Raw genomic sequence first — 14,353 nt, 5'->3', positions numbered from 1 at the left:
AATCCCCCGGCCCCCGGCACCTTCGGCTCACTGGCAAGGGGGCATGCGGCTCAGCTGAACCTTCAGCGCCCCGCTGTCGCGGTCCTCGCAACGCGAGGCGAGGCCGGAGGCGATGCGGTAGCGCACGGATTCCGGCTTGCCGTCCGCGTACTTGAACTTCGCCCGCACATCGTTGACTTGGAGACGCAGGACCCGGAGGCCCGCCAGCTTCGGCCCGTAGGGCGGTGCGTCCGCGACGACCTCCGCCGAACCGCCCTCCGGCTGGAAGTGCTCCACCTGGGCCTGCAACAGGGCGGCTTTCGCCCGCGGTTCGTCGATCACGTGAGCGGTGCAGCGCAGCTGGACGGCCGCGTAGAAGCTGGTGGGCACGCCGTGTTCGGCCGGTGTGCCCTCGGGCGCCTGCCACGGGCCGGGTATGAACGCGTAGTCGTCCACGACGCTCAGCAGGACCTCGGGGTCGGCTTCGAGCGCCTTCCAGACCGGGTTGGGCCGCGCGAGGTGGCTCAGGACGTGCGCGGCGGCAGGGTCGTAGACGAAGTGGAGGGGCTGCACCAGCGGCGGCTCGCCCGGGGCGCCGTTGACGGCGAGCTGCCCGAAGTCGTGCTCCGCCAGCCAGCGTTGCCACTCCGTGTCGTCGCGTGCTGCGTCCCAGGGGTGGATGAGCATCCGTGCCCGGCCTCTCTTCCTGTCGTTCGGGTGCGCGGGTGGGGCCGGTGCGAGGCGTCCGCATCCGACCCGTCCCGGGTTCAGCGGCCGGAGAGGTACCCGGGCAACGGCGTTCCCGGGGCGAGGTCCTCGGCGGGCTCCGGCGTTCCGTAGGTACGGCTGACCGGCAGCACGCCGGTCCAGTAGGGAAGGGACCGGTCCTCGGGTTCGTCGTTCGGGCCTCCCTGGCGCACCTTGGCGGAGACCTCGTCGAGATCGAGCCGCAGCACGGCTGTCGCGGCAAGCTCCTTGGCGTCGGCGGGACGGGAGTCGGCGGCCCGGCCGGGGACCACGTTGTCGACCAACGCGTCCAGGGCGGCGGTGAGTTCGTCCCGCTCGGTGACCCTGCGGGCGAGGCCGTGGGCCACGACGGAGCGGTAGTTGACCGAGTGGTGGAAGGCCGACCGAGCCAGCACGAGCCCGTCGACCCGGGTGACCGTGACGCACACCGGCAGTCCCTCGCCGTCCGCCTCCCGCAGCGGCCGGGAGCCGGTCGAACCGTGCAGGTAGACGCGATCGTCCACCCTCACGTACAGGGTGGGCAGGACCACGGGGGCGCCGTCGCGGACGTATCCCACGTGGCACAGGTAGTCGTCGTCGAGGATCGCGTGCACCGCCGCGCGATCGTACTCGGCGCGTTCGCGGTTGCGGGTCGGGGTGCTTCGCCCGGTCGGTGTGTAGCTGCCTGACGCGGGGCCTTGTTCGGGGGTGGCCGGCAAAGCGCCTCTCCTTGCTCGGTCGTTGCGCGATTTTTTGTACTAGTGCATACTCGTGATTGTGTTAGAAGGATATCGGATCGAGGGACGGCGCGCAGCGGAGATCTCGGCCAGCGTGGAGAGCGGCGTGCGCTCAGGAGAGCTCGCTCCGGGCGACGCGCTGCCGCCCGTCCGGGACTTGGCGGCGGATCTCGGCGTCAACGCCAACACCGTCGCCTCCGCGTACCGCACCCTGCGCGAGCGGGGGGTGATCGAGACGGCGGGGCGGCGCGGGACCAGGATCCGCGAGCGCCGGGCGGAGACGACGCCGCGGGAGGCGATCCGCGTCGAAGTCCCCGAAGGCGGCCGGGACATCGCTTCCGGCAACCCCGATCCCCGGTTGCTCCCCCCGCTGCACGCGGCCCTCGCCGCGGCGGCCGAGGCCGTCTCGCACCGGAGCACGTTCTACGGCGGCCCCTCCGTCGACGCCCGGCTCGCCCGTACGGCCCGCGCGCTGCTCGACGCCGACGGCGTTCCGGACGGCCCTCTGGCGCTGACCTCCGGCGCTCTCGACGCCATCGGCCTCGCGCTCTCCGAGCAGCTGGACCCGGGTGACGCCGTCGCCGTCGAGGACCCGGGCTGGGGGAGCGTGCTGGATCTCGTGCCCGCCCTGGGTCTGCGTCCGGTGCCCGTGGCCGTCGACGACGAAGGCCCGCGCCCCGAGGGCGTGGAGCGCGCTCTGGGCGAGGGCGCCCGCGCGCTGATCGTCACCAGCCGGGCCCAGAACCCGACCGGCGCCGCCGTCAGCGCGGAGCGTTCCAGGAAGCTGCGCGAGGTGCTCGCCTGCCGCCCGGAGACCCTGCTCGTGGAGGACGACCACGGGCACGGCATCGTCGACGCGCCGCTCCGTCCGGTCGTGGGCACGACGGACCGCTGGGTGCTGGTGCGCTCCACCGCGAAGGCGTACGGCCCCGATCTCCGGCTCGCGGTGGTCACGGGCGACGCCCTCACCCTCGACCGCATGCAGCGGCGGCAGCTGCTCGGCCCGGGCTGGGTCTCGCACCTGTTGCAGGGAGCGGTCCGCCACCTGTGGGAGACGGACGCGCTGGACGTCCGGAGCGTCGCGCGCGGCTACGGAGAGCGGCGGGAGGCTCTGGTGCGGGCGCTGGCCGCACGGGGCGTGGCCGCCCGCGGGCGTACGGGGATGAACGTCTGGGTGCCCGTGACGGACGAGACGGGAGCGGTGGCGAGGCTCCTGCAGTCCGGCTGGGCCGTCGCTCCCGGGGCGCGTTTCCGTGTCGACTCGGCGCCCGGCGTGCGGCTCACAGTCTCGGAACTGGCCATGGGCGACATCGAGGACCTCGCCGGAGCGGTCGCCGCGGCGCTGCGGCCGGGCGAGGCCCGGCGCTACGAGTGACGGCGCTGCGAGTGACGGCGCTGCGGGAGACCGCGCTCGTCGTGCCGGCGCTGCGGGCGCTGCGGGCGACGCGCCGCGGCTGACGGACGGCGGCCGAGGGCGGGTGCCGGGAGTGGACGCGACTGCGGGGCGTGCGCGCTCCCCGGCGCATCACGCCCCGCAGTGCCCGGCAGGCTTCGGGTCCCGGCGGACCGGATCAGGCGAGCTTGATCTCGCCGCCTTCGACGACGACCTTCTTCGGCGCCAGCGGCTTCTTCGCGGGGCCGCCGGTGGGGCTGCCGTCGTTGATGTCGAACTTGCTGTTGTGGCAGGGGCAGACGATGTTCCCGCCGGTGATCTCCTTGACCGCGCAGCCCTGGTGGGTGCACGTGGAGTCGAACGCCTTGTACTCGTTCGCGCTGGGACGGGTGACGACGACCTTCTGGTCCTTGAAGACCTTGCCCCCGCCCTCCGGGATCTCGGAGGCCTTGCCGAGCGCCCCGCCCGCGGCGTCGCCCCCGCCGTCTCCTCCGCCCTCGCCCGAGCCGGTGTCCTTGGACTCGCCTCCGCCGCTGTCCGAGCCGCAGGCGGCGAGTGAGACGGCGGCTGTGGCGGCGCCCGCGGCGGCGATCACGGACCGGCGGCTGGTCGATGCAGTCATGGGCGAACACATCCTGTTCTGTCGGAGGGCTGCACGCTTGCCTCTGCCTTGGGCATCCTGCCTTCGCGGTTGTCAGGGGCGAAGGGCTTTGTCAAGAAAGACCAATTGAGTGGTCAACAGCCTCATGCTCGTGACCTCGTCGCTTACGATGTGCGACTGGCCGGACAGGGGCAGCACGGCGTGCTCGCGTCCCGCGGCCTGCAACGCGGCGGACATCCGCAGAGTGTGTGCGAATGCGACGTTGTCGTCGGTGGTCCCGTGCACCAGCAGCAGCGGACGGCGCAGCAGCTCCGCCTCCCGCGTCAGGGTGCAGCGGTCGTAGTGCTCCGGATACTCGGCGGGGTGCCCGAGGAAGCGCTCCTTCCAGTGCGTGTCGTACAGCCTCGGGTCGACGGCCGGTGCGCCGGCGACGGCGGCGTGGAAGGTCTCGGGACGGCGCAGCACGGCGGCCGCCGCAAGCCATCCGCTGAAGGACCATCCGCGGATGCCGACCCGGTCCAGGTCGAGGAAGGGATACCTCTCGGCCGCCGCGTGGAGCGCGTCGGTCTGGTCCTCCAGTACGGGCGTCAACTGATCGCCCCAGACGGCCTTCTCCCAGGCCGGTCCGCGCCCGGGGGTGCCCCGGCCGTCGGTGACGAGCACCGCGTAGCCCTGCTCGGCGAACCACTGCGAGACGCATGCGTTCCACGTCCGCCCCCGCACCACGAGCTGGAGGCCGGGCCCGCTGTAGGGGTCGGCCAGCACGGGCAGCGGGGCCGCGCCCGCGGCTTGAGGGTCGTACCAGGACGGCAGGAACAGGGCGCTGCGCAACCGCCGTTCCCCGAGCGTCAGACGGACGGGCCGGGGCAGCAGCGACGGCTCCTCGGCCCGTGAGGTGATCACGGCCGGCGGGCCTTCCGCGCGGAGGACGCCGACCTGGTGGCCGTCGTCCGTGAGGCTGTCCAGCACGGTCGTGCCGCCGCGCGAGAGGCCCGTGTGCACTCCGGGCGTGCTGCTGAGCCGCGTGCACCCCGATGCCGGGGAGTAGGCCCACACATGCGTTTCGAGGGGGTCTTCGCTCGCGGTGAAGAGCACGCTGTCCCCGTCGGTGCCGAGGACGACCCTCAGTTGCAGGCCGGCCGGCGTGACCACTTCGCCGCCCACGCGCAGCCGCCGGGTCCCCTCGCTCTCGCAGGGCACCACGAGCGCACCCGACGCCGTACGGCGGTAGGCGCCCGGCACCAGCTCCACCCAGTGGTCGTCCCGCTGCTCCGCCAGCACCCGCGTCCCGCCGCTCGCGGGATCGACGGCCAGGGTGCGCACGGTGCGCTGGTCACGGCTCTGCACCGTGATGAGGGGGCCGTGGGCGTCCCAGCCCCCGGACGCGAGGTACTCGAACCCCTCACGGTCCCAGTCGACGGGGACCCGGCTGCCGTCGAGGCCCAGCAGCCAGCAGGTCACCTCGGCGTTCGCCGAACCGGCGACCGGATAGCGCTGCACGCGAGGTGGCTTGTGCGGCTCGGCGGGGTCCGCGAGGTAGCGGCGCCCCACCGCGCTCTCGTCGACCCTGGCCGCCAGCAGGGCGCTGCCGTCGGGAGCCCACCAGTAGCCCCGCATACGGCCCATCGACTCGGCCGAGACGTGGTCCGTCAGGCCGTACTTCACGTCGTCCGACTCGGGCGCCGCGAGCCGGCGTTCCCCGCCGCCGTCCGTGGCGACGACGTGCAGGGCGCCGCCCGTGACGTAGGCGACGAGCCGACCGTCCGGGGAGGGCCGCGGATCGGTCGCCGGACCGGCCGCCGGCACGGGGAACGGCTCGCCCCGCCGCGTACGCACCGCCCACACCGCGCCGTCGAGGGAGAAGACGGCCAGTTCGGCGGCGCCGTCCACCGCGTAGGAGGTCACGCCCGAGGCCACGTCGCGCGCCCGCTCCCTGCGTGTCAGCTCCTCCTCGGTGGGCTCCGTCGGGCCCGCCGCCAGGGAGCGCGGATGCGCGAGCAGCCTCTCCCGGCCGTCCTCCCACTCCCAGAGGGCGGCGAGCGGGTCTTCCGGGTCGGTGCGCAGGAACAGCGCGCGCAGCCCGTCGGGAGAGAGCGTCACGTCCCGGACGGCGCCGAGTGAGAAGCGCCGGGTCCGGCCGAACTGCCGGGGGAAGTCGGGGGATCGGAATCGGGCTGGGGCGCTGCGCGAAGCGCCGCCTCGTGCCGGGGAGATCTCAGCTTCAGCCATGCGGGAACCATGGCACCCGCCGGGGCGCGGAGCACCCGAGTATTCAGTGAGTGTTCCGCCGGCCGGCGAGTAGGACGTGTCGTTTGGATCTCCGCGGGCTCGCGACGCCGGCTACGGCACCTCCCTGCGTTGTCGGAGTCGTCCGAGTACGCCCAGTACGAGGACGATCCTCCGCCTTGCGATGCACCGCATCCGACGCCGCGAGCTGATCCACGAAGATCCAAACGACACGCCCTAACCTTTGCGGATGCTCACCCAGGTCACCGCCACCCGCTACGTCACCCCTCTGCGGGAGGGCGGCTCGCTGCCGGGGATCGTCGAGGCGGACGACTGCGGCACGTACGTCATGAAGTTCACGGGCGCGGGGCAGGGCCCCAGGACCCTCGTGGCGGAGGTCGTCAGCGGGCGGCTCGCCCAGCGTCTCGGCCTGCGCGTCCCGGAGCTCGTGGGGATCCAGCTCGACCCGGTCATCGGCCTCGGCGAACCCGATGAGGAGGTGCAGGCGCTGCTGAAGGCCAGCGGCGGCCTCAACCTCGGAATGGACTACCTGCCGGGCTCGTTGGGCTTCGACCCGCTCGCCTTCACCGTGACCCCGTCCGAGGCCGGACGCGTCGTGTGGTTCGACGCGCTGGTCGGGAACGTCGACCGGTCCTGGCGCAACCCCAACCTGCTGATCTGGCACGGGAAGCTGTGGCTCATCGATCATGGGGCCACGATGATCTGGCACCACAACTGGCCGGCGGCCCGGACCGCCGCCGCGAAGCCCTACGACGCGTCCGACCACGTCCTCTCCCCGTTCGCCCCCGATCTGGCCGCCGCCGCCGAGGAGTTGGCGCCGAGGGTCACGCGCGGCCTCCTTGAGGAGTGCGTCGCGGACGTCCCCGGCGAATGGCTGGCCGACGGCACGGGCGAGGCGGACGCGGAAGCGCTGCGCGCCGCGTACGTGGACGTCCTGCTGGAGCGCGCTCCCGCCGTGCACGAGCGCGTCACGCTGGGCGAGCCCAGCACGGACGGCGGCTCGCGGGCTCCCGGCTGGCTCACCGGCGACTGGCCCCACGCCGGACGGGGCGTGAACCGGTGAACGCCCAGGAGACCCCGGACCGCGACGTGTTCGAGTACGCGCTGCTGCGCGTCGTGCCCCGCGTGGAGCGCGGGGAGACGATGAACGCGGGCGTGGTCGTGTACTGCCGCGCGAGGTCGGCGGTCCTCGCCCGCACGCACCTGGACGAGGAGCGGCTGCGCGCCTTGGACCCGGAGGCCGACGTGGCGGGTGTGCGGGCCGCGCTGCGCGCCGCCGAACGCGTCTGCGGCGGCGGGGAGGAGGCCGGCCAGGCGGCGCAGGACGGGCCGGGACGGCGCTTCCGCTGGCTGGTCGCCCCGCGCAGCACCGTCGTGCAGCCCGGCCCGGTGCACACCGGACTGACGGCGGACCCCGAGGGGGAGGCGGAGCGGCTGCTGGACCTGCTCGTGCGGTGAACGTCATGTGGCCGGGTCCCCGTTGACAGCAGGTGGTGGGACTCATAGCGTCTCGACTGCCATAGGTACTAAGCGGTTGCTCACCACTTGAGGGCAGGAGAGAACAGCATGTCCACCACCGACCAGCGCGTCGCGATCGTCACCGGCGCGGCCCGGGGAATCGGCGCCGCCACCGCGGTGCGCCTCGCGGCCGAGGGCCGCGCCGTCGCCGTGCTCGACCTCGACGAGGCCGCCTGCGGGGAGACCGTCGAGAAGATCACCTCCGGGGGCGGCAGGGCGATCGCCGTCGGCTGTGACGTCTCCGACTCCGCGCAGGTGGAGTCGGCGGTGGCGCGGGTCGTCGACGAACTGGGGCCGCCCACCGTGCTCGTGAACAACGCGGGCGTGCTCCGGGACAACCTGCTGTTCAAGATGAGCGACTCCGACTGGGACACCGTGATGAACGTCCACCTGCGCGGTGCGTTCCTGATGTCCCGCGCCTGCCAGAAGCACATGGTCGACGCCGGCTTCGGGCGCATCGTGAACCTCTCGTCGTCCTCCGCGCTGGGCAACCGCGGACAGGTCAACTACGCCGCGGCCAAGGCCGGCATGCAGGGCTTCACCAAGACCCTCGCCAAGGAGCTGGGCAAGTTCGGCGTCACCGCCAACTCCGTCGCCCCGGGCTTCATCGTCACCGACATGACGGCGGCGACCGCGGAGCGCGTCGGCATGGGCTTCGAGGACTTCCAGGCGGCCGCCGCGTCGCAGATCCCCGTACAGCGCGTGGGCAGGCCGGAGGACATCGCGGGCGCCATCGCCTTCTTCACCGGCGAGGAGGCCGGGTTCGTCTCCGGCCAGGTCCTGTACGTGGCCGGCGGCCCGCTCAACTGACCGGAGGGCACGGGAACATGGCAGAGCAGAGCGCAGAGCGGCCGGACAGCGGCGAGGTCGCGATCGTCACCGGCGGCAGCCGGGGCATCGGCTACGGCGTCGCGCAGGCGCTGATCGCGCGCGGCCACCGCGTGTGCATCACCGGGCGGAACGAGGACGCACTCCGGGAGGCGGTCGAAGGACTGGGCCCGGGGCGGGCGATGTACGTCGCCGGCAAGGCCCACGACGAGGACCACCGCCGCGTCGCGGTCGAGAAGGTCATGGAGGCGTACGGGCGTGTGGACCACCTGGTCAACAACGCCGGTACGAACCCCGTGTTCGGGCCCATCGCGGAACTCGACCTCGGAGTGGCGCGCAAGGTGTTCGAGACCAACGTGGTCTCCGCGCTGGGCTTCGCCCAGGCGACCTGGGCGGCCTGGCAGCGCGACAACGGTGGCACGGTCGTCAACGTCGCCTCCATCGCGGGGATGTCGGCGTCACCGTTCATCGGGGCGTACGGCATGAGCAAGGCCGCGATGATCAATCTCACGCAGCAGCTCGCGCACGAGTTCGCGCCGGGGGTGCGGGTGAACGCGGTCGCCCCGGCCGTGGTGAAGACGAAATTCGCCGCCGCTCTCTACGAGGGCCGTGAGCAGGAGGCAGTGGCGCGGTACCCGATGCAGCGCCTGGGCGTTCCCCAGGACATCGGCGGGGCGGCCGCCTTCCTCACGTCCGCCGATTCCGCCTGGATCACCGGTCAGACGCTTGTCGTCGACGGCGGACTCTCCCTCAACGCGGGTGTGGAGTAGGGATATTCGCTCTGCTCAGCACCTTGAACGGAGGGTAATTCGGGTGCCGGTCCGTCGTCGGACCGGCACCCGCTGTCATCAGCGGGTTCGGGCGGGCTTGGCAAATGATGAATGGTTGACCAGTGCATGTTCTGAGCTCGGGTGCTGAGGTAAGGTCTCTCTCGCCCCTCGGCCAGCGGGTCCGCGTATGGCGTCGGCGTACCGCTACGGCGACGCGGAGAAACGCAAAGAACGCATAGACCGGCCGACCGGCATTTTCCCTTATGCAACCGCATCAGCAGCAGTGGCCCCGCCGAATGAGGAGCGCGTAGGTGTCCGACCGGAACGGATCTCTGAGGATCGCAGCGACCGTCGTCATATCGACGTCCCTGGTCGCCGGGTGCAGTTCGCTCCCCGGGGACGACGCCGAGCAGCAGCGCCGCGAGATCGTCACGGGAACCACCAGCGCGCCCAGCACCCTCGACCCCGCGGCGGCGTGGGACGGCTCCTGGGAGCTGTACAAGAACACCTTCCAGACACTGCTCTCCTTCCCCAGCAGCAGCTCCTCGCCGGAGCCCGACGCGGCCGAGCGGTGCCGGTTCACCGACAACGCCAGCCGCGTCTACCGCTGCACGCTGAAGAAGGGCCTGAAGTTCTCCAACGGGAATCCCCTGGACGCGGAGGCCGTGAAGCATTCCGTCGAGCGCGTCGGGGCGATCAAGTCGAAGTCCGGTCCGCTCGGTCTGATGGGCAGCCTCGACCGCGTCGAGACCCTCGGCAAGAGCACAGTCGTCTTCCACCTGAAGAAGCCGGACGCCACCTTCCCGTTCATCCTCGCGACTCCGGCGACGGCGATCGTCGATCCCGAGACCTATCCCGCGAAGAAGCTCCTCGAAGGCGACAAGCTCGTGGGTTCCGGCCCCTACACCCTTGAGTCGTACTCCAAGGGCAAGAGCGCGAAGCTGGAGAAGTACGCCGGCTACAAGGGACCGGCGAAGGTCAAGAACGACGTCGTCACGGTCAATTACTACAAGGAGTCTTCCCAGATGGTGAAGGCTCTCAAGAGCAAGAAGATCGACGTCGCCTACCGTGGTCTGACACCCGATCAGGTAACGGGATTCCAGAAGGACAAGGCCAACGGCAAGACCGACATCGAGCTGAACGAGATCCTCGGATCCGAGATCAGCTATCTCGTCTTCAATCCCCAGGACCCCACCGCGGGGAAGGCGCCGGTACGGAAGGCGATCGCGGAGCTGATCGACCGGAAGGCGCTGGTGCGCAACGTCTACAAGCGCACCGCGGACCCGCTGTACTCGATGGTCCCGGGCGGTATCACCGGCCACACCAGCGCCTTCTACGACGCGTACGGGGAGCCGAGCAAGGCCGAGGCGGAGAGGACGCTCCGCGAGGCCGGCATCAACAAGAAGGTGCGGCTGACGCTCTGGTACACGACCGACCGTTACGGCGACACGACCGGTGACACCTTCGCCGAGATCAAGCGTCAGCTGAACGAGTCCGGGCTCTTCGACATCACCGTCAAGGGCCGTCCCTGGTCGGAGTTCGTCGAGGGGTACAGCAAGGGCAAGTACCCGGCGTTCGGCCGCGGTTGGTTCCCCGACTTCCCGGACGCCGACAACTACGTCGCGCCGTTCGTGGGCGAGAACAACGCGCTCGGCACGCCGTACGAGAACCGCGAGATCACCGAGGACCTGCTGCCGACGTCGCGCAAGGAGAGCAACCGCGCGACCGCCAGCCGCGCCTTCACGAGCGCACAGAAGATCATCGCGAAGGACGCGCGTCTCCTGCCGCTGTGGCAGGGCCGGGTCTACGTCGCCTCGGCCAAGGAGGTCTCGGGCGTCGAGTGGGTGCTCGACCCCTCGACCCTGCCGCGCCTGTGGGAGCTGCAGAAGAAGTCGAGCTGGTAAGCGGGGCTTTCGGGGCCCGGGAGCACGGGCCCCGCACCGCCTCCCGCGGTCGGATTCACGCGTTGTCAGCGGTCGCCGGTACGTTCTTCCTCACCGACAGCTATGAACGCACCGCGGAGGTAAGTGAGTTGAGCGACATGCTGGGCACGCTGCCCGAGTCCTGGCAGCACGCCCTGGGCGAGGAGACCGGGAAGCCCTACTTCAAGGAGCTCGCCGAATTCGTCGAGCAGGAGCGGGAGCGGGTCCGCGTCTTCCCTCCGCGTGACGAGGTGTTCGCCGCTCTGCACGCGACGCCGTACGACGAGGTGAAGGTCCTCGTCCTGGGCCAGGACCCGTACCACGGCCACGGGCAGGGCCACGGCCTGTGCTTCTCGGTGCGGCCCGGTGTCCCGACCCCGCCCTCGCTGCGCAACATCTACAAGGAGCTGCGCGAGGACCTGGGCCATCCCGTCCCCGACAACGGCTACCTGATGCCGTGGGCCGAGCAGGGCGTGCTCCTGCTGAACGCGGTGCTGACGGTCAGGGAAGGGGAGGCCAACTCCCATAAGAACAAGGGCTGGGAGGCCTTCACGGACGCGGTGATCCGCGCCGTCTCCGAGCGGGAGGACCCGGCGGTCTTCGTGCTGTGGGGCAACTACGCGAAGAAGAAGCTGCCCCTGATCGACACGGAGAAGCACGTCGTCGTGCAGGGAGCACACCCCTCGCCGCTCTCGGCGAAGAAGTTCCTCGGCTCCCGTCCCTTCAGCCAGATCGACGCCGCGATCGCGGCCCAGGGCCACACCGCCATCGACTGGCGCATCCCGGACATCGGGTCCGTCTGACAGGTCTCGCCTTGCTCGCGGCGGACGGCGCTTCGTCAGACAGGCTCTGGGCCCGCTCTCCTGAGCCGCGTACCGCGATTCCCGGCCTGCCCGGCCGGCCCGGGCCCGCACCCCGCACCCGCTCGTGACCGCATCCTCCGTGCAGTGCGGGCGGGTGCGCCGTGCGTGCGGGCGGGTGGGCGCCGCGAGCGCCTGAGCCCGAATGTCGGTGCCGGCCGCTAGCGTCTCGGAACAGGCAGGCGGCAGTAGCCTGGCGCGCTGGTGAGCAGGAGGAACCCCGTGGCGGAGCCGCAGCAGGAGACGTCTCCGGACGCGATCATGGTCCGGATCGGTCAGGCGATCATGCTTCACCGGGCGGGGGACCGGGAGGAGGCCCGGAACCGCTTCGCGCTGCTGTGGTCGCAGACCGGCGAGGAGACCCTCTTCCACCGGTGCACCATCGCGCACTACATGGCCGACACCCAGGACGACCCGGCCACCGAACTCGAATGGGACCGGCGCGCGCTGGCGGCGGCGGACGCCCTGACGGAGGACGAGGTGCAGTGGGGTGAGCACGCCCTGGCGGTGAGCTGCCTGTACCCCTCGCTGTATCTGAACCTGGCCGCGGACCACGCCAGGCTCGGTCAACTGGCCGATGCGCGCAGGGAGTTGCGCCGCGCGCAGGACGTACTGGGCACGCTGGCCGACGACGAGTACGGAGCGGGGGTCAGGGCCGCGGCCCAGCGCCTGGAGCGGACCCTCGCCCTCGGCTGAGCTTCAGCCGTGAGCCGTGAGCCGTGAGCCGTGAGCCGTGAGCCGTGAGCCGTGAGCCGGTGCGGCCGCCGTCCCGGCAGGACCCCGTCCGGCCGGGCCGCCGGCGGCCGGGGCTTCACCCGAGCATCCCCCGCAGCAACTCCAGCAGCCCGCGGCGCAGTTCGTCCCTGCCGGGAGTGTGCGCGGAGTAGGAGCCCGCGGTGCACGAGAAGAGCATGCCGTCGCACCACGACACCAGGGAGAGGGTGTGCCTCTCGGGGTCCGGGGAGCCGGCCCGCCGCAGCATCGCCTCCAGCGGCTCCCGGAACGCGGTGGTGCCCGTGCGTACGTACATCTCCCGCAGCTCCGGCCTGCGGGTGATCTCCAGCGCCAGTTCGTAGCGGGCGACGAGCAGGTCGGGGTCACCGGTGAGGTAGCGGTGCATGGCGAGGGAGAGACCGTCCGCCAGCTCCTCGGGCCCTTCCCCCTGGGGCAGATCGTCCATGGAGACGACCTGCGTCTCCCGGACGGCGAGCCGCCGCACCGTCGCCTCCAGCAGGGCCGCACGCGTCCGCGCGTGGTTCGACGTCGACCCCTCCGGCAGCCCGGCCGCCTCGTCCACGGCGCGGTGGGTGAGGCCCCGCAGCCCGCGCCGGGCGAGCAGGCCGATGGCCGTGTCGGCGATCAACTCGGCGCGTGCGGTGGGCCGTGGGGGAGGGGAGGTGCGCATGGCAGCAATCTACGTGGGGGATCGGGCACCGAGGAGCGCGGAACTACAGCAGTAGTACACTACGGCTGTAGTGGACGGTGCGATCCGTACCGCCATGAAGACCGCTGCTCGGTCCACGCGTGTGAGGAGCCCGCCATGTCCCAGCCCAGTGCGCTCGTCGTCGGTGCCGGAATCGGCGGCCTCACCGCCGCACTCGCCCTGCACCGGCGCGGGTGGCGCGTCACGGTGCTCGAACGCGCCCCGAGCGTCGAGGCAGTGGGAGCGGGCCTGGGTCTGACGCCCAACTCCCTCCGCGCGCTGGACACTCTGGGCCTCGGCGACACCCTGCGTGCCAGACGCACCTGGACGCAGGAGGGCGGTCTGCGCACATCGTCGGGCCGCTGGCTCTCCCGCACCGACCCGGAGGCCGCGTCCCGCCGGTTCGGGGGCCCGCTCGTCCCCGTACACCGGGCCACGCTCGTCTCGCTGCTGCTCTCGCGGCTTCCGGAAGGGACCGTGGTCACCGGAGCGACGGGCCGGATCGACGACATCGGCGACCGCGGACGCCCGGCAGCCGTCCGCGCCGGTCGGAGCCGGTGGGAAGCGGACCTCGTCGTCGCGGCCGACGGCATCCACTCCACGGCACGCGGCGTCCTCTTCCCCGGCAGCCCGGAGCCCCGCTACGCCGGATTCACCGCATGGCGCATGGTCGTCCCCGCCCCGGAGACCGGCTACCCGCCCCACGAGACGTGGGGACGGGGCACGCTGTGGGGCACCCAGCCGCTCGCCGACGGCAGCGTCTACGCCTACGCCGCAGCGACCGTACCCCCGGGTCAGCGGTCTCCCGACGGGGAACTCGCCGAGCTGCGGCGGCTGTTCGGCGGCTGGCACGCGCCCGTGCCGGCCATCCTCGACGCCGCCGTCCCCGAGCGGATCCTGCGCAACGACGTCTACCGGTCCGCCGGGCCGCTCCCCGCCCTCCACCGAGGGCGGGTCGCGCTGCTCGGGGACGCGGCGCACGCCATGCCGCCCAACCTCGGCCAGGGCGGCAACCAGGCCGTCGAGGACGGCGTCGTGCTCGCCCATCACGCCGCCGCGCTCTCCGGCAGCGGGGTCGGGGAGGCACTCGCGGCCTACACCGCCGACCGTCTGCCGCGCACCACCGAGGTCGTGCGGCGCTCCGTCCGCGTCGCCCGGCTCGTCACGGTGACGTCCCTGGTGGGATGCCTGCTGAGGGACGGTGCGATGACGGCCGTCAACCGGATCGCCCCGCACCTCGCCCTGCGCGCCCTGGACGGGATCGCGGACTGGAGCCCGCCGGGTCACACGTATGCTTCCCCCTCACAGCGCGACAGTACGGCGGCCCCGTCCCCACCGAACTGAGGAGC

Annotated in this window: 14 protein-coding genes; 9 read left to right on the top strand and 5 right to left on the bottom strand. The window is 71.9% G+C overall.

Features of this window, described 5'->3' with window-relative positions; all coding sequences use genetic code 11:
- Positions 1–27 precede the first annotated feature (27 nt).
- Entirely contained in the window at positions 28–666 is a 639-nt protein-coding gene (locus H181DRAFT_RS23680; protein WP_045866418.1) for an FMN-binding negative transcriptional regulator, read from the bottom strand.
- 80 nt (positions 667–746) lie between these two features.
- On the bottom strand, positions 747–1,424 hold the full coding sequence (locus H181DRAFT_RS23675; protein WP_045866417.1) for a pyridoxamine 5'-phosphate oxidase family protein: 678 nt from the start codon (positions 1,422–1,424) through the stop codon (positions 747–749).
- Between the two features lie 58 nt (positions 1,425–1,482).
- Between H181DRAFT_RS23675 and H181DRAFT_RS23670 the strand changes: the two genes are divergently transcribed.
- Positions 1,483–2,817, top strand: coding sequence for an aminotransferase class I/II-fold pyridoxal phosphate-dependent enzyme (locus tag H181DRAFT_RS23670; RefSeq protein ID WP_074468014.1), 1,335 nt, complete (start codon positions 1,483–1,485; stop codon positions 2,815–2,817).
- Positions 2,818–3,013: 196 nt separating this feature from the next.
- On the opposite strand, the gene H181DRAFT_RS23665 is transcribed toward H181DRAFT_RS23670, so the two are convergent.
- Entirely contained in the window at positions 3,014–3,457 is a 444-nt protein-coding gene (locus H181DRAFT_RS23665; protein ID WP_107068832.1) for a Rieske (2Fe-2S) protein, read from the bottom strand.
- 72 nt (positions 3,458–3,529) lie between these two features.
- Positions 3,530–5,665: a prolyl oligopeptidase family serine peptidase gene (locus H181DRAFT_RS23660; protein ID WP_078895919.1), complete on the bottom strand. Its 2,136-nt coding sequence runs from the start codon at positions 5,663–5,665 to the stop codon at positions 3,530–3,532.
- Positions 5,666–5,912: 247 nt separating this feature from the next.
- Here H181DRAFT_RS23660 and H181DRAFT_RS23655 point away from each other — a divergent pair, with 247 nt between their 5' ends.
- From H181DRAFT_RS23655 to H181DRAFT_RS23625, 7 genes are all read left to right on the top strand, one after another.
- Entirely contained in the window at positions 5,913–6,746 is an 834-nt protein-coding gene (locus tag H181DRAFT_RS23655; RefSeq protein ID WP_045866414.1) for a HipA family kinase, read from the top strand.
- Positions 6,743–7,141 (top strand): DUF3037 domain-containing protein, encoded by a 399-nt coding sequence (locus H181DRAFT_RS23650; protein WP_045866413.1) that lies wholly within the window; start codon positions 6,743–6,745, stop codon positions 7,139–7,141. The genes H181DRAFT_RS23655 and H181DRAFT_RS23650 overlap by 4 nt, the downstream gene beginning before the upstream one ends.
- Positions 7,142–7,249: 108 nt before the next feature.
- Positions 7,250–8,011, top strand: coding sequence for a 3-oxoacyl-ACP reductase FabG (gene fabG, locus H181DRAFT_RS23645; protein ID WP_045866412.1), 762 nt, complete (start codon positions 7,250–7,252; stop codon positions 8,009–8,011).
- 17 nt (positions 8,012–8,028) lie between these two features.
- Positions 8,029–8,799, top strand: coding sequence for an SDR family oxidoreductase (locus tag H181DRAFT_RS23640; protein WP_045866411.1), 771 nt, complete (start codon positions 8,029–8,031; stop codon positions 8,797–8,799).
- 311 nt (positions 8,800–9,110) lie between these two features.
- Positions 9,111–10,703: an ABC transporter substrate-binding protein gene (locus H181DRAFT_RS23635; RefSeq protein ID WP_045866410.1), complete on the top strand. Its 1,593-nt coding sequence runs from the start codon at positions 9,111–9,113 to the stop codon at positions 10,701–10,703.
- A gap of 137 nt (positions 10,704–10,840) precedes the next feature.
- Positions 10,841–11,524 (top strand): uracil-DNA glycosylase, encoded by a 684-nt coding sequence (gene ung / locus H181DRAFT_RS23630; RefSeq protein WP_045866468.1) that lies wholly within the window; start codon positions 10,841–10,843, stop codon positions 11,522–11,524.
- A gap of 279 nt (positions 11,525–11,803) precedes the next feature.
- Entirely contained in the window at positions 11,804–12,277 is a 474-nt protein-coding gene (locus H181DRAFT_RS23625; protein WP_045866409.1) for a hypothetical protein, read from the top strand.
- A 115-nt stretch (positions 12,278–12,392) separates the two neighbouring features.
- Here H181DRAFT_RS23625 and H181DRAFT_RS23620 read toward each other — a convergent pair whose 3' ends face one another.
- Positions 12,393–12,986, bottom strand: a complete 594-nt coding sequence (locus tag H181DRAFT_RS23620) for a TetR/AcrR family transcriptional regulator (protein WP_045866408.1) — start codon at positions 12,984–12,986, stop codon at positions 12,393–12,395.
- 135 nt (positions 12,987–13,121) lie between these two features.
- Here H181DRAFT_RS23620 and H181DRAFT_RS23615 point away from each other — a divergent pair, with 135 nt between their 5' ends.
- Positions 13,122–14,348, top strand: coding sequence for an FAD-dependent monooxygenase (locus tag H181DRAFT_RS23615; protein ID WP_045866407.1), 1,227 nt, complete (start codon positions 13,122–13,124; stop codon positions 14,346–14,348).
- The last annotated feature ends 5 nt before the right edge of the window (positions 14,349–14,353 follow it).

The sequence above is a fragment of the Streptomyces sp. WMMB 714 genome (genome assembly GCF_900090125.1).
Taxonomy (GTDB): domain Bacteria; phylum Actinomycetota; class Actinomycetes; order Streptomycetales; family Streptomycetaceae; genus Streptomyces; species Streptomyces daqingensis.
The sequence above is the reverse complement of the archived record's forward strand: the minus strand, read 5'-3'. Positions and strand labels throughout refer to the sequence as shown.